This is a genomic window from Ignavigranum ruoffiae (genome assembly GCF_023195815.2).
In the GTDB taxonomy this organism is placed as follows: Bacteria; Bacillota; Bacilli; order Lactobacillales; family Aerococcaceae; genus Ignavigranum; species Ignavigranum ruoffiae.
Genome location: NZ_CP096206.2, coordinates 1,433,978 through 1,453,870, shown reverse-complemented (window position 1 = coordinate 1,453,870; position 19,893 = coordinate 1,433,978). Strand labels below are relative to the sequence as shown.

Sequence of the window (19,893 nt, the reverse complement as noted above, 5' to 3'; positions counted from 1 at the left end):
GGATGCTGAAATATTTTTTAACAGCCAATAGGCACAAAAATAGCACTTGGATGATTACACTAAATCAGTGAATCATTCAAGTGCTTTTTTGCTAAAGTGTTTGATTTATGCTGGGAAAGTCGTGTGTTCATTGTCGGTCATTTTAAGTTCAGGGAAGAGGGCTTTAATCACTTCTAGGCCAAGATAACGGACCTGACCCCGGCCGACAAAGCGGTGAATCATCATCGCTGGATTGAAATTTGCTTCAATAATGCCATATTTACTTTGGTCGGCTGGGACCGTCCGATCGGGAATAATCAAATCGACCCCGCAGAAGAAGGCGCCCAAAGCTTGACTGGCTTTTACCGCCAAGTCTTTATAGGATGGATCAGTATCGTCCGTCCGGTCAATAGAAATGCCACCGGTAGAGACATTGGTATTCCGACGCAAATAGACGATTTGATCTGGGTCGGGAATTGAATTGAAGTCTAAACCTTGTTGGTGCAATTGCATCCGTTCAATGTCGCCTTTTGCTAATAAGGTCATGGGTGCCTTGTGTTGCGGGCCACGGAGCGGATGTTGATTTTCTTGGTCGATCAATTGGTCGACGGTGTGCTGACCATCACCAATCACATGGGCGGGTTGGCGTTGGCAGATAGCTTTGACTTCATCCCCTTGGACATAGAAGCGATATTCTGTTCCTTCAATAAATTCTTCGATTAAGACTTCCTTGTCCTCTTTAAAGGCTACCTTCAAGCCAGCTTCGTAATCTTCCCGACTCGCCCCCTGGTTAAAAATACTAATGCCCAAACCGTAATTGGTAGATTTAGGTTTGATCACAAAGGCCTTGTCTTGAATACTAGGATAGTAGGCTTTAGCCAATTCAATCTGCGAAAAGTTTTCTGAGCGCGGTGTATGGATGCCGGCATTTTCTAGAATCTTTTTGGTCGCGACTTTATTTTCCATTAAGAAGTATGAGATCAGGCTATCATAAGCCGTCATATTTCCTTTACGAATATATTCGAAATGGTCTTGGTGTTGAAGTTTAATCAGATTTTCTGCCGGATCAATAATTTCTACTTCTAGGCCAAGGCGGATGGCTTCTTTAATTACATCTTGGGTCGAAATCTCCAAAGCTTCAAAGCCGTGCAATAGGTAAGGTCGTTCTAGGTAGACTTCTTGATGGTCTTTAGCCATGGCTAATCCATGCTCAACCATGCCAGCTTGATCTTGATATAACTGATGCAAGCGACCAGCTAGAGTTTGTTCTGGCTGACTCATTTGTCTTTCTTTGGCTTCAACCAGCTCTAAGTAATTTGTCTGCAATTCTTGATCAATAATCTGAGTCAGATACTTCATCTCTTGGAAGAACCAACCCACCTCATTGTCCTGTTGATGGGGTGCTAGTGGATCAGCCTCAGCGATAGCTAGATTTAATTGGTTACCTTGGTCCACTGCTTCTTGGGAATGAACGTCGGGTAGGAGGATTAAAGTAATCACAAATAATTTAACGAAATCGATATCCTCTTGACTAATCCCATAAGGGGCAAAAGGATTCAAGTCAAAATTACGTAACTCGATATAATCGATGCCCCGTTCCATCAACTTGCGAACGGGTTTGGATTGCTTGAAACGCACGTCAGCATAGAGTTCTTTCTCTTCAGAAAGTAAACCATCCTCGACGGCTTGTTCCAAATCATCAACGAAATGTTCGAATTGATCATAACGAATCTTGACTTTCGGGTCATTCATATAGCCATAACGACTCAAGCGAACTGAGCGCATCGGTTGTTGACTCGGCTTGCCGTAAAGTTTAGTTTGATAAGTTCCTGGCACAAAAGGGGCCGCGCCTAATAAATAGGTTAAGATCCAACGATAACGTAAGTAATTCCGTCCCAATTTGGCATAAATCTTATTGGTCACCGCGATGGCATCAGCATCGGGACTTATTTTGTTGGCCAGAACTCGAGGATTGATTTGGAAATTATAATGAATGCCTGAGAGCAGTTGAACATCCACCCCATAGAATTTTGCTAAGTGTTCGCGGTAGTGAACATCAGCTGGATTTGATAGCTGGGCCACTTTTAACTTGCCATCAGTCGGGACGGCAGGGGGTGTCGAATATGGCCACATCCACTCCGCTTGCTGGTCATTTTCTTGGGCAGCTATTTGATGGATGGCAGCCAACCAGGCCATAACTTCCTGACTATCCTTCGCGGGCGGAGTGATAAATTCTAGCTGACTTTCGGCGAAATCGGTTTGAATATAAGGATGATAAGCGCGATCTCCCCAATGACTAGAGTGGGGAGTCTTGGCAATCTGTCCATCTTCTTTAATCCGGAGGGTCTCTCTTTCTATCCCTATGGTACTTTGCCATAATTCAAGGAGATCCGCTTCCGTAAATAATGGATCAAAACGTCTCATAATATAAGTCCTCCTAACTGTCTCGATTATAAACTAAAAGCCTATAAAAGAGAATAAAAGCGTTCGTAAGCAATAGCATAAGCCTAAAAAATCAGAAAAACAAGATAAAAAGCAAAATAGGTGTTGACAGGCCAAAGAGGACCATGCTATATTATTACTTGTCGCTAAGAGCGACTGTCAATCTGATCGGTTAGTTAAGAAAATAATTTCTTTAAAATATTTAAGAAATATATTGACTAAACTTAGAGAAGATGATAATATATTAAATGTCGCTACACCAAACAATGTAGCGCTTACATCGAGAGAAAAGTCCACAAGAAATTTTAAAATAAATTAAAAAACTTGTTGACAAAGTCATCGCTCGATGGTATGATGTAATAGTTGCGTCACAACCCCTTGATGAGGACAGTGGCGCACGAAAGCTCATTGAAAACTGAACAAAGACACACCAAACTTGTAATAGGGGTTCATTATGAACACCCCCGAATATAAATTCGAGACACTGGCGATACCCCAGTCTAAACCTGGTATCACACAGTCAGTATTGAATTGAGTAAAGACTCAAACAATCTTTCATGAGAGTTTGATCCTGGCTCAGGACGAACGCTGGCGGCGTGCCTAATACATGCAAGTCGAACGCACAAAGAAGGAGCTTGCTTCTTCCGCGTGAGTGGCGAACGGGTGAGTAACACGTGGGAAACCTGCCCTTTAGCGGGGGATAACATTCGGAAACGGATGCTAATACCGCATAGGCCAGTGAGTCGCCTGACTCATTGGGGAAAGATGGTTTTGCTATCACTAAAGGATGGTCCCGCGGTGCATTAGCTAGTTGGTAAGGTAACGGCTTACCAAGGCGATGATGCATAGCCGACCTGAGAGGGTAATCGGCCACATTGGGACTGAGACACGGCCCAAACTCCTACGGGAGGCAGCAGTAGGGAATCTTCCGCAATGGACGCAAGTCTGACGGAGCAACGCCGCGTGTGTGAAGAAGGACTTCGGTCCGTAAAGCACTGTTGTTAGAGAAGAACCATCCTGTATTAACTGTACAGGACTTGACGGTATCTAACCAGAAAGCCACGGCTAACTACGTGCCAGCAGCCGCGGTAATACGTAGGTGGCAAGCGTTGTCCGGATTTATTGGGCGTAAAGGGAGCGCAGGTGGTGGCTTAAGTCTGATGTGAAAGCCCACGGCTCAACCGTGGAAGGTCATTGGAAACTGGGTCACTTGAGTGCAGAAGAGGAAAGTGGAATTCCATGTGTAGCGGTGAAATGCGTAGATATATGGAGGAACACCAGTGGCGAAGGCGACTTTCTGGTCTGACACTGACACTGAGGCTCGAAAGCGTGGGGAGCGAACAGGATTAGATACCCTGGTAGTCCACGCTGTAAACGATGAATGTTAAGTGTTGGGGGGCTTCCACCCCTCAGTGCTGGCGTTAACGCAATAAACATTCCGCCTGGGGAGTACGGCCGCAAGGCTGAAACTCAAAGGAATTGACGGGGACCCGCACAAGCGGTGGAGCATGTGGTTTAATTCGAAGCAACGCGAAGAACCTTACCAGGTCTTGACATCCGCTGCATAGCTTAGAGATAAGCGAAATCCTTCGGGACAGCGAGACAGGTGGTGCATGGTTGTCGTCAGCTCGTGTCGTGAGATGTTGGGTTAAGTCCCGCAACGAGCGCAACCCTTATCATTAGTTACCAGCATTGAGATGGGGACTCTAATGAGACTGCCGGTGACAAACCGGAGGAAGGTGGGGATGACGTCAAATCATCATGCCCCTTATGACCTGGGCTACACACGTGCTACAATGGATGGTACAACGAGCAGCGACCTCGTGAGAGCAAGCGAATCTCTTAAAGCCATTCTCAGTTCGGATTGTTCTCTGCAACTCGAGAACATGAAGCCGGAATCGCTAGTAATCGTGGATCAGCACGCCACGGTGAATACGTTCCCGGGTCTTGTACACACCGCCCGTCACACCACGAGAGTTTGTAACACCCGAAGCCGGTGGCCTAACCTTAGGGAGGGAGCCGTCGAAGGTGGGACAGATGATTGGGGTGAAGTCGTAACAAGGTAGCCGTATCGGAAGGTGCGGCTGGATCACCTCCTTTCTAAGGAGCTTGGAAACAAGTGGCTGTCTTTGTTTAGTTTTGAGTGAGCTTTCACTCTACAATGTATAGAGAATCGCTCAACTATTTGGGCCTGTAGTAGCGGGGGCCCCTGAGGGGGGGGGGGGGGGGGGGGGGGGGGGGGGGGGGGGGGGGGGGGGGGGGGGGGGGGGGTGGCTTGTTTAAAATTGTTTGATCATTGAAAACTGAATATCAAACACACCATAGATTGTGTCTCGATGCGAGCATAATTTATGGCAAATAATTTCTAGATAATGAACCGAGAAATAAACCGAGTTGTACGAAAGTATAACAAACCAAGAGCGCGAAAGAGTGGTTAAGTAACCAAGGGCGCACGGTGAATGCCTTGGCACTAGGAGCCGATGAAGGACGGGACGAACACCGATATGCTTCGGGGAGCTGTAAGTAAGCTTTGATCCGGAGATTTCCGAATGGGGGAACCCCACAACTGAAGGTTGTGACACGCAAGTGAGGTAAACGCAGAGAACTGAAACATCTAAGTACCTGCAGGAAGAGAAAGAAACATCGATTCCCTAAGTAGCGGCGAGCGAACGGGGAAGAGCCCAAACCATGGTGCATGCACCATGGGGTAGTAGGACTCCCATACGGGAGAGGACGCAGTAACCGAATGACTTGGGAAAGTCAGTCAAAGAGGGTGAGAACCCCGTAGGTGAAACTGTAACCTCCCCGGGAGGATCCTGAGTACGGCGGGACACGAGGAATCCCGTCGGAAGCGACCAGGACCATCTGGTAAGGCTAAATACTCCCTAGTGACCGATAGTGAACCAGTACCGTGAGGGAAAGGTGAAAAGCACCCCGGGAGGGGAGTGAAAAGAACCTGAAACCGTGTGCTTACAAGTAGTCAGAGCCCGTTAAGGGGTGATGGCGTACCTTTTGTAGAATGGACCGGCGAGTGATGATAGTTGGCAAGGTTAAGTTGAAGAAACGGAGCCGTAGCGAAAGCGAGTCTGAAGAGGGCGACAGTCAGGTGTTATCGACCCGAAACCAAGTGACCTACCCATGTGCAGGTTGAAGGTGTGGTGAAACACACTGGAGGACCGAACCGAAACACGTTGAAAAGTGTTCGGATGACGTGTGGGTAGCGGAGAAATTCCAATCGAACTTGGAGATAGCTGGTTCTCTCCGAAATATATTTAGGTATAGCCTCAAAGTAAGCGTCGTGGAGGTAGAGCACTGTTTGGACTAGGGGGTCTATCGACTTACTGAATCCAGATAAACTCCGAATGCCATAGACGTATCTTTGGGAGTCAGACTGCGAGTGCTAAGATCCGTAGTCGAAAGGGAAACAGCCCAGCCCACCAGCTAAGGTCCCTAAATTACTGTTAAGTGGCAAAGGATGTGGGGTTGCCTAGACAACTAGGAGGTTGGCTCAGAAGCAGCCATCCTTGAAAGAGTGCGTAATAGCTCACTAGTCGAGTGACCCTGCGCCGAAAATGTACCGGGGCTAAACAGTATACCGAAGCTGTGGATTCATCGTAAGATGAGTGGTAGGAGAGCGTTCTATAGGCGGCGAAGCGATACCGTAAGGAGTCGTGGAGCGTATAGAAGTGAGAATGCCGGTATGAGTAGCGCAAGACGGGTGAGAATCCCGTCCACCGAATGACTCAGGTTTCCAGGGGAAGGCTCGTCCGCCCTGGGTTAGTCGGGACCTAAGCTGAAGCCGAGTGGTGTAAGCGATGGCCAACAGGTAGAGATTCCTGTACTTATCATTTGTGATTGAGTGATGGAGTGACACAGGAGGTAATGTTCCGCATCCGGATGGAAGAGGATGTCGAAGCAACGAGGTGGATGAGGAGTAAAAGGCTTCTCATTGTAACATTGAGTTGTGACCGGGAGTGAAATGAAGTAGCGAAGGGAACTAGCCACACTGTCGAGAAAACCTTCTAGCGAATAAATGGTAACCCGTACCGCAAACCGACACAGGTAGTCGAGTGGAGCACACTCAGGTGATCGAGAGAACTCTCGTTAAGGAACTCGGCAAAATGACCCCGTAACCTCGGGAGAAGGGGTGCTGACTGACGTCAGCCGCAGTGAATAGGCCCAAGCGACTGTTTATCAAAAACACAGGTCTCTGCTAAACCGTAAGGTGATGTATAGGGGCTGACGCCTGCCCGGTGCTGGAAGGTTAAGAGGAGCGCTTAGCGCAAGCGAAGGTGCGAATTGAAGCCCCAGTAAACGGCGGCCGTAACTATAACGGTCCTAAGGTAGCGAAATTCCTTGTCGGGTAAGTTCCGACCCGCACGAAAGGCGTAACGATTTGGGCACTGTCTCAACGAGAGACTCGGTGAAATTATAGTACCGGTGAAGATGCCGGTTACCCGCGACAGGACGGAAAGACCCCATGGAGCTTTACTGTAGCTTGATATTGAGTGTTTGTTGACCATGTACAGGATAGGTAGGAGCCAATGAAGTGTGGACGTTAGTCTACATGGAGGCGCTGGTGGGATACTACCCTTGGTGAATGACCCCTCTAACTCGCGTTAAAGAAACGGAAGACAGTGTCAGGTGGGCAGTTTGACTGGGGCGGTCGCCTCCTAAAGTGTAACGGAGGCGCCCAAAGGTTCCCTCAGAATGGTTGGAAATCATTCGCAGAGTGCAAAGGCAGAAGGGAGCTTGACTGCGAGACAGACAGGTCGAGCAGGGACGAAAGTCGGGCTTAGTGATCCGGTGGTACCGTATGGAAGGGCCATCGCTCAACGGATAAAAGCTACCCTGGGGATAACAGGCTTATCTCCCCCAAGAGTTCACATCGACGGGGAGGTTTGGCACCTCGATGTCGGCTCATCGCATCCTGGGGCTGAAGTCGGTCCCAAGGGTTGGGCTGTTCGCCCATTAAAGCGGTACGCGAGCTGGGTTCAGAACGTCGTGAGACAGTTCGGTCCCTATCCGTCGCGGGCGTTGGAAATTTGAGAAGAGCTATCCTTAGTACGAGAGGACCGGGATGGACGCACCGCTGGTGTACCAGTTGTTCCGCCAGGAGCATCGCTGGGTAGCTATGTGCGGGATGGATAAGCGCTGAAAGCATCTAAGTGCGAAGCCAGCTTCAAGATGAGATTTCCCAATTCGTAAGACCCCTGAGAGACGATCAGGTAGATAGGCTAGGAGTGGACGTACAGTGATGTATGGAGCGGACTAGTACTAATCGGTCGAGGACTTAACCACGGATTTGAGGGAAGTGATGGGAATTATTTGGATGAAGGGTTGATATTCAGTTTTGAGTGATTAGACACTCAGCGAAGAGATTACCTGTGTGGTGATGAGGGCAAGAAGGACACACCTGTTCCCATCTCGAACACAGCAGTTAAGCTTCTTAGCGCCGATGGTAGTGGGACCTTTGGTCTTGTGAGAGTAGGTCGTTGCCGCGCAGGGTAATTTTCTCATTCCGCAATAGCTCAGCTGGCAGAGCGCATGACTGTTAATCATGATGTCGCAGGTTCGAGCCCTGCTTGCGGAGTAAGCTTGGAGAGTTGTCCGAGCTGGCTGAAGGAGCACGGTTGGAAACCGTGTAGGCGATTCTTTCGTCTCAAGGGTTCGAATCCCTTACTCTCCGTAAAGATGAACAGTCTTTATGTCATATATGGTGCTTTAGGTTAGAGTTATTTGAATTCTTCAGCAGAGGCACTTACTTATTATTTTGGTCCGTTGGTCAAGTGGTTAAGACACCGCCCTTTCACGGCGGTAACACGGGTTCGAGTCCCGTACGGACTATACGAATTTAATATTCCCTGGAGGTTTAGCTCAGCTGGGAGAGCATCTGCCTTACAAGCAGAGGGTCAGCGGTTCGATCCCGTTAACCTCCATTCATTGGTCCGGTGGTGTAGGGGTTAACATGCCTGCCTGTCACGCAGGAGATCGCGGGTTCAAATCCCGTCCGGACCGTATTGGCTTGGTAGCTCAGTTGGTAGAGCACTTGATTGAAGCTCAAGGTGTCGGCGGTTCGATTCCGTCCCAAGCCATCATGGAGGGGTAGCGAAGTGGCTAAACGCGGCGGACTGTAAATCCGCTCCTTCGGGTTCGGCAGTTCGAATCTGCCCCCCTCCATTAATATTAAAGAATCGTAGGGAATTTACATTTCTTTCCCTGTATAATAGGGATATAGTTTAATGGTAAAACAATGGTCTCCAAAACCATTGATGTGGGTTCGATTCCTACTATCCCTGTTGGTGCATTATGGCGATTGTGGCGAAGTGGTTAACGCATCGGTTTGTGGCACCGACACTCGTGGGTTCGATTCCCATCAGTCGCCCTTTTTAATATTATTATTGGGGTATAGCCAAGCGGTAAGGCACCGGACTTTGACTCCGTTATTCGTTGGTTCGAATCCAGCTACCCCAGTTTTTTCATTGATATTTTTATGTGGCGGTATAGCCAAGTGGTAAGGCATGGGTCTGCAAAACCTTGATTCGTCGGTTCAAATCCGACTACCGCCTTCTGCTTTATTAATTTGCCGATGTGGCGGAATTGGCAGACGCGCTGGACTCAAAATCCTGTGCCCTCACGGGCGTGTCGGTTCGACCCCGACCATCGGTATTGGCTTTGTATCAAGCTTTAGAGCACTTCACTTTTTATGAGTGAGGTGCTCTTTTTTAGGGCTCTTTGTCAAAGACTGTTGAGTCGATGAAAGGTGATTGAAGTGGTTCTATCGTCTTATTTTATGTAAGTATATTTTATTGATTCATTTTGTGATTGAATGATGACTTTTTCTGCTTCGGGGGTTATGGTGTTACACGTTATCTGCTACTTGGTCATATTGATTGAAAAATTATCGCGAAAGATTGTTACAGGTAGATCTGTCGTTGAAGATGTACTTGTTCCGTTAAATAGGCGCTGAAAAAAAGACCAAGCTCTGTACTGACCCCCTAAAGTTGGACCGAATGATCCAACTTTAGGGGGTATTTGTATGGCTAAATATAGTTTAGAATTTAAAATGAAAATTGTATCCGAATATCTTTCTGGAACCATCGGGATGAAGACGTTGACGAAGAAATATAAGATTAAATCCTCCCAAGAATTAAGAACCTGGGTGAACGCTTATAAAACTTTAGGAATAAAAGGGTTAATGCGCTCTCGAAAAAATAAGACATACAGTGTAAACTTTAAGTTAAAAGCAATCACTTTGTATGAAGCCAGTGAGAAATCCTATCAAGATGTGGCGAATGAATTGGGATTGAATAATCCTTCACTGATTCCTAGATGGCGTCAAGAGTATCATAACCACGGGATTGAAGGTCTTTCTCGCAAACCAGGGAGGCCACCAATGTCTAAGCAAGAACGAACGAGCAGAGAAAAACGAACTTCTTCTATTCCATTGAAGATAACGGATCTAGAGTGGGCAAATAAACGAATTGAAGAACTTGAGTATGAATTAAAGATGCAAACGATAAAAAATGAATACTTGGAAATGCTAAGGAGCTTGCGGCAACAGAAAGCAATGAAGACAAAGCAAGAATCATCCACAAGCTCCGACAACAAGAAAGATTTACTTTAGCTGAGATTCTTGCGGCGATTGATTTTCCTAAATCCACTTATATGTATTGGCAAGCTCATTGGAAAAAATCAGATCCAGACCAAAAAGTCAAAGATGCCATCTTGTTGATTCGTAAGAAACATCCGAATTACGGCTATCGTCGGATTCATGCGACCCTTGTTAACCAAGGGTGGCACATTAATAAAAAGAAAGTCCAACGTCTCTGTCAAGTATTAAAGATTCAGGTTAAAAACTTCGGACGTAAATATCGAAAATACAATAGTTACAAGGGAGTCCTAGGACGGATTGCTCCTAACCGGATGAATCGAAGATTTGAGACGTCCATCCCTAGACAAAAGATTACTACGGATACGACCGAATTCAAATATTATGAAGAAGATCATTCTGGTAAACTTCAAGTTAAGAAAATGTATTTAGATCCTTTTATGGATCTGTATAATCTAGAAATCATTAGTTTTAAAGTATCTTCTCAACCGAATCGGATCACGATGATTGAGGCGTTGAAAGAAGCTTTAGAAGCATCGAAAGAATGCGCCTATCGACGAACCTTCCACTCAGATCGTGGCTGGGCTTATCAAATGAAGGAATATCAGGCGTTACTAGTAGAACATCAAGTATTCCAAAGTATGTCGCGTAAAGGGAATTGTTATGATAATGCCCCGATCGAAAATTTCTTTAGTGTGATGAAACAGGAGATGTATTATGGGAAAATATATCGAAGTTACAAGGAATTAGAAACTGCAATCACAGATTACATTCAGTATTATAACGAAGAACGAATTAAAGAAAAATTGAATTGGCTAAGTCCTGTGGCATATAGAAAAGCGCAAGCGGCTTAACAATTTATCATTAAACCAAAAGAGAGACAAACACAAAATAGTGTTCATCTCTCTGGTCCAACTATTTGGGGTCACTCTACTCAACGTTTGGTCTTTTTTAATGCTTTTGAGTCTAGGAAAAATATTGTCTTGGATGATGTTTGTCTTAAATTTTTTGCACTTTATTTTGCACCTTCGATATTAGTCAGTGCGTCGATTACTTTATTGTTTTGAAGTTGTTCAAATTCATCAAAAATATGTGAATAAGTTTTTAGCGTTTCGATGACGGTTGTATGGCCAAGTCTTTTAGAAATATAATGAATATTCACTCCTTGGAAGATTAAATATGAGCAATGTGAGTGTCTAAAGGAATGAATGGGTAAGAAGTCGATGGCCAGCATGTTACATACCTTCTTCAGGTGTTTACGAAGTCCGTTGTAACTGATGCAAGGCTTACCCCTATCTATAAAAAGATGCTCATTATCAGATTTGTGTTTGGAATTTTTGTATCTTATTATTTCGCTGTATAAATTTTCGGTAATTGAAATCGTTCTGATTGAAGATTTTGTTTTTCCCGGAGTAAACTCGTTGTTTTTGTAATCGAAATTTCTATTTACGGATAGTTTATTCCGCTGAATATCATCCCATGATAGGCCATATATCTCGCCAATTCTTAGACCGGTGAGGGCGGCAATATAAAGGATTAAATTTGCTGGAGTCATATTGTTTTTGAGATAATATATGATTTTATGAAATTCTTTCTCATTCCAATATTTCAATTTGTTATTTCCAGCTATTTCATAGCGTAAAACGGATTTATAGGTGGGATCTCGATTGATAAGTCCTTCGTATAATGCATCTTGCATACAGGCTTTTAATCTTCCATGGGTTTTCTCTACGATATCTTTCCCATTTCCTTTGCCTCTTTGATTAATAAAATCTTGATACATATCTCTGGTAACCTCTGCTATTTTCTTTCTACCAAAATACTTATGAACCAATTTAATATCATATTCATATTTTTCATCGGTAGAGGCAGAATAGAGACCGATTTTATATTTCCTAGCCCAATTTTCAAAATAATCTGCAAAGGTTATAGTTTTATTGAGTTGCTGTTTCACTAAAAATCTTTTTTCGAGATTTATTTTTAGTTGAGCTTCTTTGATTTGAGCTTCTTTCTTTGTACTAAAACCTTTTCTAGTGATTTGTTTATATTTTTCATTTTCTTTATATGATACACGACACATCCATTTACCTGTTCTTTTGTCTTTAGCTACTGACATAATATTCGCTCCTGTTCTATCCATAAAATATTATCTATCATAGGACATCGCTAAGAGCGCTATCAAGATTAGCTTATTAGGTTATCAGTTTTATAGGCATGAAAGGTAATGAGTGGGACAAAATTTATTGATTCTATTTATGGGCAAAAGTTTTCTCGTGAGTATTTTCCATTTTCGTTCTATCTGAAATAGGTATGTTGTGCCTTCCATTGGCGCATGCGAATGCCAACCCAGAAGCTATAGATTCCGAAAGTAATAATCGTAAGAAACCACCATTTCAACCAGTGGCCGAATAGTTGTGTGGCTGTGCCATCAAAGTATAAACGTTGCCCATTCACCACCGTATGTTCAATCTCCCATTTTGTCATTATGATGACTGCCCATGGGGTAGCTAGACCCAAAGTAAAGCAAATGATAATAAGGGCCAATAGGCGATTGCCGATAAAAGAAAGTAAGGATCCGTCAAAATAACTTTGTTTCATTGTCGTCCTCCAGTGTTTAATAATGTAAGTTTATTGTAATCGATGGATGAAGCTCTCGTAAAGCAGATAATTTAGTTTATTCAAACAAATCCTTTGTCTACCTATTATTATAAGCTTATAATTAATTTTAATTGGGGGGATAGCTTGTGGATAGTTTTGAATTTCAGGGAATGACGCTTCATTTTTTGGAGGGGAATTCTTTTTGGTGTGATGCTGGACGGTTGTTTGGTCCGGTACCACAGGTTGTTTGGCGGAATTTGGTCGAAGTGAATCAGCATAATCAAGTTTCGCAAACCTGTGACCCGATTCTTATTCAGTATCAAGGTCAGAATATTTTGATTGATGCGGGGTATGGGCTCGATAAATTGGATGCTAAGACGATTCGCCATGAAGGGGTCGTTGGCGAGAATCGAACCTTAGCTTCGCTCGCTCAACTGGGCCTACAAGCAGAAGATATTGATTTGATTCTAATGACTCATCTACATAATGACCATTGTGGTGGCTCGTCGCGCCGTTCGAGCCGCTCTGAATCCGGGTATGAGTTGGTCTATCCCAAGGCTCGAATTCTGGTGAATGAAATTGAATGGGATGAACTGCTACAACCACCTCTACGGACACGAGCAACATACCGTCAGGAGAATTGGCAACCGATTGTTGATCAGGTTGACTTTTGGCGTGGATATTATCGCGTCAACGATGCGATTGAATTGTTTCAAGCTAAGGGCCATAGTATTGGTCATGCGATCATTAAGTTGAGTCAAGGTGGTGAAATGGTGCTTCATTTGGCCGATCATTTGATGACTCATTTGCATCTGAATCCTTTGTGGGTGCCGGCTGTCGATGATTATCCGCAAGATACGATTCAATCTAAGGAACTCTGGGTGAATTATGGCTTGCAGAATGGCGCTTATTTTAGCTTTTATCATGACCCTAGTTACTGCTTGGCCAAATTTGATCCTGAAAGTCGAGAAATGACTTTTGCTTTAGAACGCAGTAAGCCAGCCTTACAGCCTTTTAGAAAGAAGGACTAGCCTTGCAGCATTTCGATGTGAATATTCGACCGATTGAAGTAAAGGATAATGCAATTTTAGCCCAGCTAATTCGTCAATCGTTAGAACACTATCATTTGGATTTGCCGGGAACTTCTTACACGGATCCACAATTAGACCATCTGTTTGAGCATTATCAGCAGCAAGAGCGGTCTGCCTTTTTCGTGTTAGCAGAGGGTCAGCAAATTTTGGGTTGTGGCGGTTACGGTCAGATTCAAGAGGGCTTTCCCGTTGCCGAGTTACAGAAACTCTATCTCAAACAAGAGGCTTTGCATCAAGGATTGGGTCGTAAGCTCTTCGACCATATTTGTCAGGCAGCCCGTTTAGCCGGATACCAGCAACTTTACTTAGAATCCTCTTCAAAATTGACTGATGCGTTAAGCTTTTATCAGAAAATAGGCTTTACATCCTTGACCCAACCTTTGGCTCAGATGGTTGGCAGTCATTATACGATGGACCAATGGATGATCCTGAGACTATAATGGCTGAAGAAACTTCTAAGCTAGCTTAAATTTATCGGTTATATTTTTATAAAGAGTTAGCTTAGAACCAATTTATTTTAAACTTGAGATTACTGAAAGGCTTAGCTAAAATTAAGAGATGACGAGGAGGGTTCTGATGCAGAGTAGTGTGACCAATTATATTGATTATCAAAATATTCCAATACCTGAGGATTTACTAACGATTGAAATTCCATCCTGGGACGCCGTGGCTCAGCCTTTAGTGGATTATGCCGAAGAACAATATGCCAAGATGACGGGTCAAGACTGGTCAGCCTTAACTGATGAGAAAGTGGCGGCTTTAAATTTACCTGGCATCGACAATTTGGCTCAGCTAAAACAATACGGTATGGATACTTACCAGAAGAATCAAGAAAACTATCAATATTTCGAACAAGTTTTACCATTTATCTTGAAATTCTACCGACAAACGGCCAATACGGTGATGGACCGCGCAGAAAAAGAGGCCTATGTTAATGAATATATTGAACAAGTCGAAGCTTATGCTCAAGCAAAAGGTCGAACGTTAAAGGCGTATGCTCGGGATCGACTGAAACTTGAATTTGAGGGGGATGTGCGAGATATCCTTGCGGAACACGCTCTGGAAGATTTTACCTTTAAATTGATTGCCCAAGATATCTTCGACCAATCTGGTCGGCAATTGAATGAAGAAACTTATGAGAGCTTCATCATGCAGAATGTCTTACATAACCAGGCCGATGAAATTGAGTTAAGAGAACAAATTCCTTATCAAAGATATTTAAAGATGATTCCTGAGATGGAACTCTCGCAAGAAATGTTTCAATATTTCGTCAAACAAATGAAGGTTAAGATTAATCCCGATGCAAAAGTTCGCTTGTTTAAAAATCGTTAATGACTTAGATGAGGAGATTAGGCCGTGAAGAAGATATGGGGTTCAATTCAAGATCAAGCCCTTAAGCATAGAAAGAATCGAATTTGGTGGCTGCTGGCCGCCATCTTAATGCTGATGGTCGTGGTATGGTTGATGGTAAGTGTAGTCGCTGGGATCTTTAATATGACTTCTTCCGAGAAATTCTCGCTAGACCAGCCCTTAGCTTCCAAGCAAGGGCCTAAGCTATCGCACTATACTCCTCTACGACAATTCAATTTGGATCCCGAGGATCGGATTTTGGTTCAAAGTCTAAAAGATAACGACTTGAATGTAGGGGTTTCGCATCGAACTGATGAGCCCTTGCTCGCAGAAGTGGTGAATCAAGAAGCAACGACCGAGCTTGTTGAAGAACCTGAGGTCGTCCCTTGGTTCTACTACAGTCCCAATGTTGCCAAGCTGTCACCCAAGTCCAAGGCCAATCGCTATCAATTAATCAGAGAAGAGAGCATCAATCAATTCGCTTGGTATCAGGCGGCGGGCAAGGTCTATCTATTTCAATTTGGTCAACCTTATACCGGCTGGCATGACTTGCCCTTCGAGGGCTGGCGTTATTATCAACAGGGGCTAACGACCGCCCAAGTGATTGATATTCCCCAAGTGAAGCAAATGAATGGTCAACGTGAACGTCTGGCAAAGTTAATGCCCCGACCTCAATGGCGGACCATCTATCTAACGCCTAAGGGACAATATTCAGCCAATGCAGCTATTAAGCCAGTTCAATATAGTATTCTCTATAAAAATACTGATGCTTTGATTATGACGGCACCGCCGGGAAGCAAAGGTTCTGGCTTGTTAACCACCACGGAGAACTTTTTTGAGATGCCGATGGAAGTAGTGGAAGAGGCTCAAACCCTAAACGGCGAGTGGCTCCATGTCAATATCGGTTATGAAGATTTGGGCTGGATTAAGAAAGACACGACTTATCAAGATTATGTCCTGACCTATTATAGTGAGCGCGAATTATTAGATACGATTGATCAAATTTTGCAAGAAGAGGTCGATGGGATTAATGCCCGCGTCGGTGCTTCCTTCATAAATAATGAAACGATGGCCCAGACTTCCTATAATAATCAGATTTTCTTCCCAGCTTCGACCCAGAAGATTTATGTCTTGGGTGAGCTTTATCATCAGTATAAAACAGGACAGCTATCCCCAGAATCCGTGGTAACGCTCTATGATGAAGATAAAGTGCCTGGAGCTGGGATTATCCAAGGTTATGCTAATGGCTCACAATTCACCATTGATGAACTCGTTGACTTAGTTTCAATCTATTCGGACAATACGGCAGCGAATCTGATTATTGATACGGTTGGTGGCGGTCCAGTCATTAATCCGCATATTCATCAGATGGGACTTTACGATACCTATATCCAAGGGAAATATTATGGGGGGGATAGTACCTGGTTTACTACTTCACCCGCCGATGCGGCGCGCTTCTTCGCTTATTTGGCTAACAATCAAGTTAATGGAGAACCCTGGGATGAAATGTTGATTAACAAGTTTACCATGAATACCCATACCTTCTTGCGGACTTACATTTGGGGTGACACGCGGTCATGGAACAAGTCAGGGCTAGGTGGCACTGAACAGAATGATGTGGCTACTTTCGTCACGCCTTATGGCGAGTACTCCTTGGCTGTTTATACTGCTGAACCGGGTAACTATGATATTATTGGAGAACAAGTGGCTCAACTCTCCGTTCGTGTACACGACGCATTTAATGACATTCGTTCTAAATTATGGATTAGCGTTGATGAGACGACTCAAGCTGATTAGTAAGGCTGATTAAGAATTTAAGGCTAAACAGACAAAATCCCCGAACCAATTATTTTGGTTCGGGGATTTTATTTTGGTGACGGTCAAGGATAGATCAAGCGAATCGATGTCTCCTGCGACCGTCTTTTATTGGGCAAAATTATAGGCATTAGAGATTAGTGATGAGGGAGCGAGCGATGGGGTTAGATAACTCATAGAAGATCTTTGTGCCTTCGCGTGACGCAGTCACTACTCTTGCTTCTCTCAATTTACTGATGTGCTGAGAGACAGTGGACTGTGGAAGAGACAAGACATCTTGAATCGCCCCGACATTCAGGGTTCCATTATGATACAAAGCGAGGGCAATAGAATATCTGATTGGATGAGCTAAGACTTTGATGACACTCACTTTTTCAAGAACTTCGGCAGCCTCGACATCGATACTTTTCATTTTATGCCTCCTTCTCTTTTATTGGACTTATTTCATATTTTACCACGATATATTAAAATTACAAATAATATAATAAGTATAGCTGGCTAGTTAAATAGATTGTTTTATAGAATCATGATGGCGAGTTGATGGGCTTAGGTTAGGTTTAATTGAGAGAAAATTTAGCAAAAAGCTCAAAATTACAAAAGTTACGATTGGATTACAGAGATGTAGCTTAGATAACAGAGCGCGCTGTTAATTTAAGAATGGATAACGAATCATCGGATTTGATTGTCTCGGGCCGATTTTTCAGGTACGATGTCCCTTGTAGTTAGAAATAACCCTCTTTTTCGACCTCTTTTTGGGTCGTGAGGGATCTTATTATAAGGAGTTTTACATAATATGAAAAAGAAACTAACTTTGACTGCCTTGACCTTGTCAATGGCCTTATCCGGACACGCTGTCGCCCAAGCCAATGATTCATTGTCTCAATTCTCTTGGGTAGCTCGGTCCTTAGAAGAAGTGATGGCTTCAGTCCGTCAATCAAAAGAAAATCAAGTGGATTACGTCGTTCAATGGGGTGATACCCTAACTTCAATTGCTAGCAGCTTAGACATGGGTGTGCTCGAATTAGCGGCTTTGAATCAAATTGAAAATCCCGACTTAATTATCGCTGGATCAACCATCTCATTTGACCGTGTAAACCATACCTTGACCGTCAATGATGAAATGTATTCGTCCATTAATGGAGCACCTGTTGAAAATGTGGCAGAGGCTCAAGAAATTGCCTCAGAAGAGATGCCAGCAGTAGCTGATTTTGAAACAGCAAGCGAAGATTCTTGGACTGAATCAACTGAAGCAACTGAACAATGGTTAGAACCCTCTGCGGTTGAAGAATGGGTCGCTGAAGAAACAACCACGACCGAAGATGCCGAAGTCGAAACGACGGCAATTGAGTCTGACTGGACGGAAGAAACTAGTCTGAGTGAGGCCACTACGGAAGCTAGCAGCGAAACTGCTATTGAATCAGTCGAAACCACTACCGAGACACCAGTTGAGACTGAATTAAGCCCAGAAGAAACAACTGTAGAGACAGAACCAGTGACCGAAGCGCCAGTAGAAACTGAAGTTGTTACCGAAGCTCCCGTGGAAGAAACTGAAACGACCTCAGAACAAGTAGCCCCAACTGCAGGCATGGATGCCTATTCAGCTTTCGAGTTGATCTGCCAAAATTATGGTATCTCTGCCAGTGAGAAAGAACAATGGGCCTTCATCATTAACCATGAATCAGGCTTTAATCCAACTATTTCTAATCCATCATCAGGAGCTTATGGTCTACCGCAAGCCCTACCAGGTAATAAAATGGCTAGTCACGGAAGCGACTGGGCAACCAACCCATATACTCAATTAGCATGGATGTATGACTACATGGTAGGTTCATACGGATCCATCTCAGGAGCCTATAATTACTGGCAAGCCAATGGCTGGTATTAATCATTGAATTTGAATTTAGGAAACAACGCAGCGAAAGCTGCGTTGTTTTTTTAAATAGTTTTTTGAAAATGCTTGCATTTTTATTTTTTTAATGATAAATTATTTATACGGATTGTGACTGTTCGGCAGGCAAAACCTAAATAGCTTTGGACGAGTATGTCTGATTCTATTTAGGTTTTTCTTTATATGGAGGTGCTAGCTTGCGTATTGAAAAAGTATATAACAATAACGTAGTCCAATCTAGAGATGAAATTTCTCAGGAAATCATTTTGATTGGAAAGGGCCTGGGTTTCCAAAAGAAAACAGGAGACCAAATCGACACCTCAAAAATTGAAAAGACCTTTGTCTTACAGGAAGATGCTGAGACATTTATTAACCTTTATCAAGATTTGAGCAGTCAAGAATCTGAGTTAGTGATTGATATTATTTCTCTGGCTGAAGATAGATTGGGAAAAAAATTTCAGTCCAATCTTTATATAACTCTTGCTGATCATTTGCATTTCGCCTTCGAAAGAATACAAAATGATTTGAACATAAAGAATCCATTGTCCTGGGAAGTTCAAAAACTCTATGCCAAAGAATATGAAGTTGGTAAAGAGGCGCTAATATTGATACGAAAAAGAATGGGGATTGATTTACCAAACGATGAAGCTGCTTCTATCGCACTCCATCTCATTAATGCCCAAAAGGAATCAGGATTGATGGAAGAGACCATTAAAATGGTTAATTTTGTGCAAGATATACTGAATATTGTTAAGATTCATTTTGCGATTTCTTATGATGAGGAAAGCATTTCTTATCATCGATTTGTGACTCATTTACAGTATTTTGCTCAGAGGGTGATTAATAAGCAAAAGGTTAATGATGACGATATTTTTCTATTTAATCAAGTTAAAGCATCTTATCCCGATTCTCTGGCATGTGCACAACGCATCCAGGTTTATGTCGAAAATACCTATCAATACGATGTTTCTCTGGATGAGATAGCTTACTTAACGATTCATATTCAAAGGCTAGTAAATAATTGAATAATTTCTCAGGATTGTTACTGATTTTGCAGGCAAAACCTAAATAGATTTAAATTCCTAAGCAGATAAGGAGTTTATGTCTATTTAGGTTTT

Annotated in this window: 12 protein-coding genes, 12 tRNA genes and 3 rRNA genes; 23 read left to right on the top strand and 4 right to left on the bottom strand. The window is 43.5% G+C overall.

What is annotated here, in order from left to right; translation table 11 throughout:
• Positions 1–105: 105 nt before the first annotated feature.
• Positions 106–2,403 carry a bifunctional glutamate--cysteine ligase GshA/glutathione synthetase GshB gene (gshAB, locus tag M0R79_RS06845; RefSeq protein ID WP_092572598.1) on the bottom strand — a complete coding sequence of 766 codons (2,298 nt, stop codon included), beginning with the start codon at positions 2,401–2,403 and terminating at the stop codon, positions 106–108.
• 571 nt (positions 2,404–2,974) lie between these two features.
• Here gshAB and M0R79_RS06840 point away from each other — a divergent pair.
• The 17 genes from M0R79_RS06840 (at position 2,975) to M0R79_RS06765 (ending at position 10,887) form a co-directional block, all read left to right on the top strand.
• Positions 2,975–4,521 (top strand): 16S ribosomal RNA (locus tag M0R79_RS06840).
• Positions 4,522–4,853: 332 nt separating this feature from the next.
• Positions 4,854–7,722: ribosomal RNA gene (locus M0R79_RS06835) — 23S ribosomal RNA — on the top strand.
• 87 nt (positions 7,723–7,809) lie between these two features.
• Positions 7,810–7,925 (top strand): 5S ribosomal RNA (gene rrf, locus M0R79_RS06830).
• Together the 16S, 23S and 5S rRNA genes with 12 tRNA genes alongside form the textbook arrangement of a ribosomal RNA operon.
• A 16-nt stretch (positions 7,926–7,941) precedes the next feature.
• Positions 7,942–8,014, top strand: a tRNA-Asn gene (locus M0R79_RS06825).
• A gap of 7 nt (positions 8,015–8,021) precedes the next feature.
• A tRNA-Ser gene (locus M0R79_RS06820) sits at positions 8,022–8,110 on the top strand.
• 86 nt (positions 8,111–8,196) lie between these two features.
• Positions 8,197–8,268 (top strand) — tRNA-Glu (locus tag M0R79_RS06815).
• A gap of 19 nt (positions 8,269–8,287) precedes the next feature.
• A tRNA-Val gene (locus M0R79_RS06810) sits at positions 8,288–8,360 on the top strand.
• Positions 8,361–8,366: 6 nt separating this feature from the next.
• Positions 8,367–8,439, top strand: a tRNA-Asp gene (locus M0R79_RS06805).
• A 4-nt stretch (positions 8,440–8,443) separates the two neighbouring features.
• Positions 8,444–8,516 (top strand) — tRNA-Phe (locus M0R79_RS06800).
• A 4-nt stretch (positions 8,517–8,520) separates the two neighbouring features.
• Positions 8,521–8,601, top strand: a tRNA-Tyr gene (locus M0R79_RS06795).
• 48 nt (positions 8,602–8,649) lie between these two features.
• A tRNA-Trp gene (locus M0R79_RS06790) sits at positions 8,650–8,720 on the top strand.
• 13 nt (positions 8,721–8,733) lie between these two features.
• Positions 8,734–8,806, top strand: a tRNA-His gene (locus M0R79_RS06785).
• A gap of 17 nt (positions 8,807–8,823) precedes the next feature.
• A tRNA-Gln gene (locus M0R79_RS06780) sits at positions 8,824–8,895 on the top strand.
• Between the two features lie 23 nt (positions 8,896–8,918).
• Positions 8,919–8,990, top strand: a tRNA-Cys gene (locus tag M0R79_RS06775).
• A 16-nt stretch (positions 8,991–9,006) separates the two neighbouring features.
• Positions 9,007–9,090 (top strand) — tRNA-Leu (locus M0R79_RS06770).
• A gap of 370 nt (positions 9,091–9,460) precedes the next feature.
• The gene (locus M0R79_RS09290; protein WP_310795404.1) at positions 9,461–10,048 is read left to right on the top strand and encodes a helix-turn-helix domain-containing protein; all 588 of its coding nucleotides are present in this window, start codon (positions 9,461–9,463) and stop codon (positions 10,046–10,048) included.
• Positions 9,952–10,887 carry an IS3 family transposase gene (locus tag M0R79_RS06765; RefSeq protein WP_310795419.1) on the top strand — a complete coding sequence of 312 codons (936 nt, stop codon included), beginning with the start codon at positions 9,952–9,954 and terminating at the stop codon, positions 10,885–10,887. The genes M0R79_RS09290 and M0R79_RS06765 overlap by 97 nt, the downstream gene beginning before the upstream one ends.
• Positions 10,888–11,048: 161 nt before the next feature.
• Here M0R79_RS06765 and M0R79_RS06760 read toward each other — a convergent pair whose 3' ends face one another.
• Together M0R79_RS06760 and M0R79_RS06755 are read right to left on the bottom strand one after the other, a co-directional pair.
• On the bottom strand, positions 11,049–12,149 hold the full coding sequence (locus M0R79_RS06760) for a site-specific integrase (RefSeq protein WP_248415897.1): 1,101 nt from the start codon (positions 12,147–12,149) through the stop codon (positions 11,049–11,051).
• Between the two features lie 179 nt (positions 12,150–12,328).
• Positions 12,329–12,631 carry a DUF6693 family protein gene (locus tag M0R79_RS06755; RefSeq protein WP_248415898.1) on the bottom strand — a complete coding sequence of 101 codons (303 nt, stop codon included), beginning with the start codon at positions 12,629–12,631 and terminating at the stop codon, positions 12,329–12,331.
• A gap of 170 nt (positions 12,632–12,801) precedes the next feature.
• Here M0R79_RS06755 and M0R79_RS06750 point away from each other — a divergent pair, with 170 nt between their 5' ends.
• From M0R79_RS06750 to M0R79_RS06735, 4 genes are all read left to right on the top strand, one after another.
• Positions 12,802–13,662: an MBL fold metallo-hydrolase gene (locus M0R79_RS06750; RefSeq protein WP_259560400.1), complete on the top strand. Its 861-nt coding sequence runs from the start codon at positions 12,802–12,804 to the stop codon at positions 13,660–13,662.
• A 17-nt stretch (positions 13,663–13,679) separates the two neighbouring features.
• Positions 13,680–14,162, top strand: coding sequence for a GNAT family N-acetyltransferase (locus M0R79_RS06745; protein ID WP_375163581.1), 483 nt, complete (start codon positions 13,680–13,682; stop codon positions 14,160–14,162).
• 136 nt (positions 14,163–14,298) lie between these two features.
• Complete coding sequence (locus M0R79_RS06740) at positions 14,299–15,054, top strand: hypothetical protein (RefSeq protein ID WP_248415901.1); 756 nt, start codon at positions 14,299–14,301, stop codon at positions 15,052–15,054.
• Between the two features lie 24 nt (positions 15,055–15,078).
• On the top strand, positions 15,079–16,869 hold the full coding sequence (locus M0R79_RS06735) for a serine hydrolase (protein ID WP_248415902.1): 1,791 nt from the start codon (positions 15,079–15,081) through the stop codon (positions 16,867–16,869).
• 148 nt (positions 16,870–17,017) lie between these two features.
• Here M0R79_RS06735 and M0R79_RS06730 read toward each other — a convergent pair whose 3' ends face one another.
• Positions 17,018–17,299, bottom strand: coding sequence for an ArsR/SmtB family transcription factor (locus M0R79_RS06730; protein ID WP_248415903.1), 282 nt, complete (start codon positions 17,297–17,299; stop codon positions 17,018–17,020).
• A gap of 381 nt (positions 17,300–17,680) precedes the next feature.
• On the opposite strand from M0R79_RS06730, the gene M0R79_RS06725 reads away from it, so the two are divergent.
• Both M0R79_RS06725 and licT read left to right on the top strand, forming a co-directional pair.
• The gene (locus M0R79_RS06725; RefSeq protein WP_248415904.1) at positions 17,681–18,772 is read left to right on the top strand and encodes a LysM peptidoglycan-binding domain-containing protein; all 1,092 of its coding nucleotides are present in this window, start codon (positions 17,681–17,683) and stop codon (positions 18,770–18,772) included.
• Positions 18,773–18,972: 200 nt separating this feature from the next.
• The gene (gene licT, locus M0R79_RS06720; protein WP_248415905.1) at positions 18,973–19,800 is read left to right on the top strand and encodes a BglG family transcription antiterminator LicT; all 828 of its coding nucleotides are present in this window, start codon (positions 18,973–18,975) and stop codon (positions 19,798–19,800) included.
• Positions 19,801–19,893: the final 93 nt, after the last annotated feature.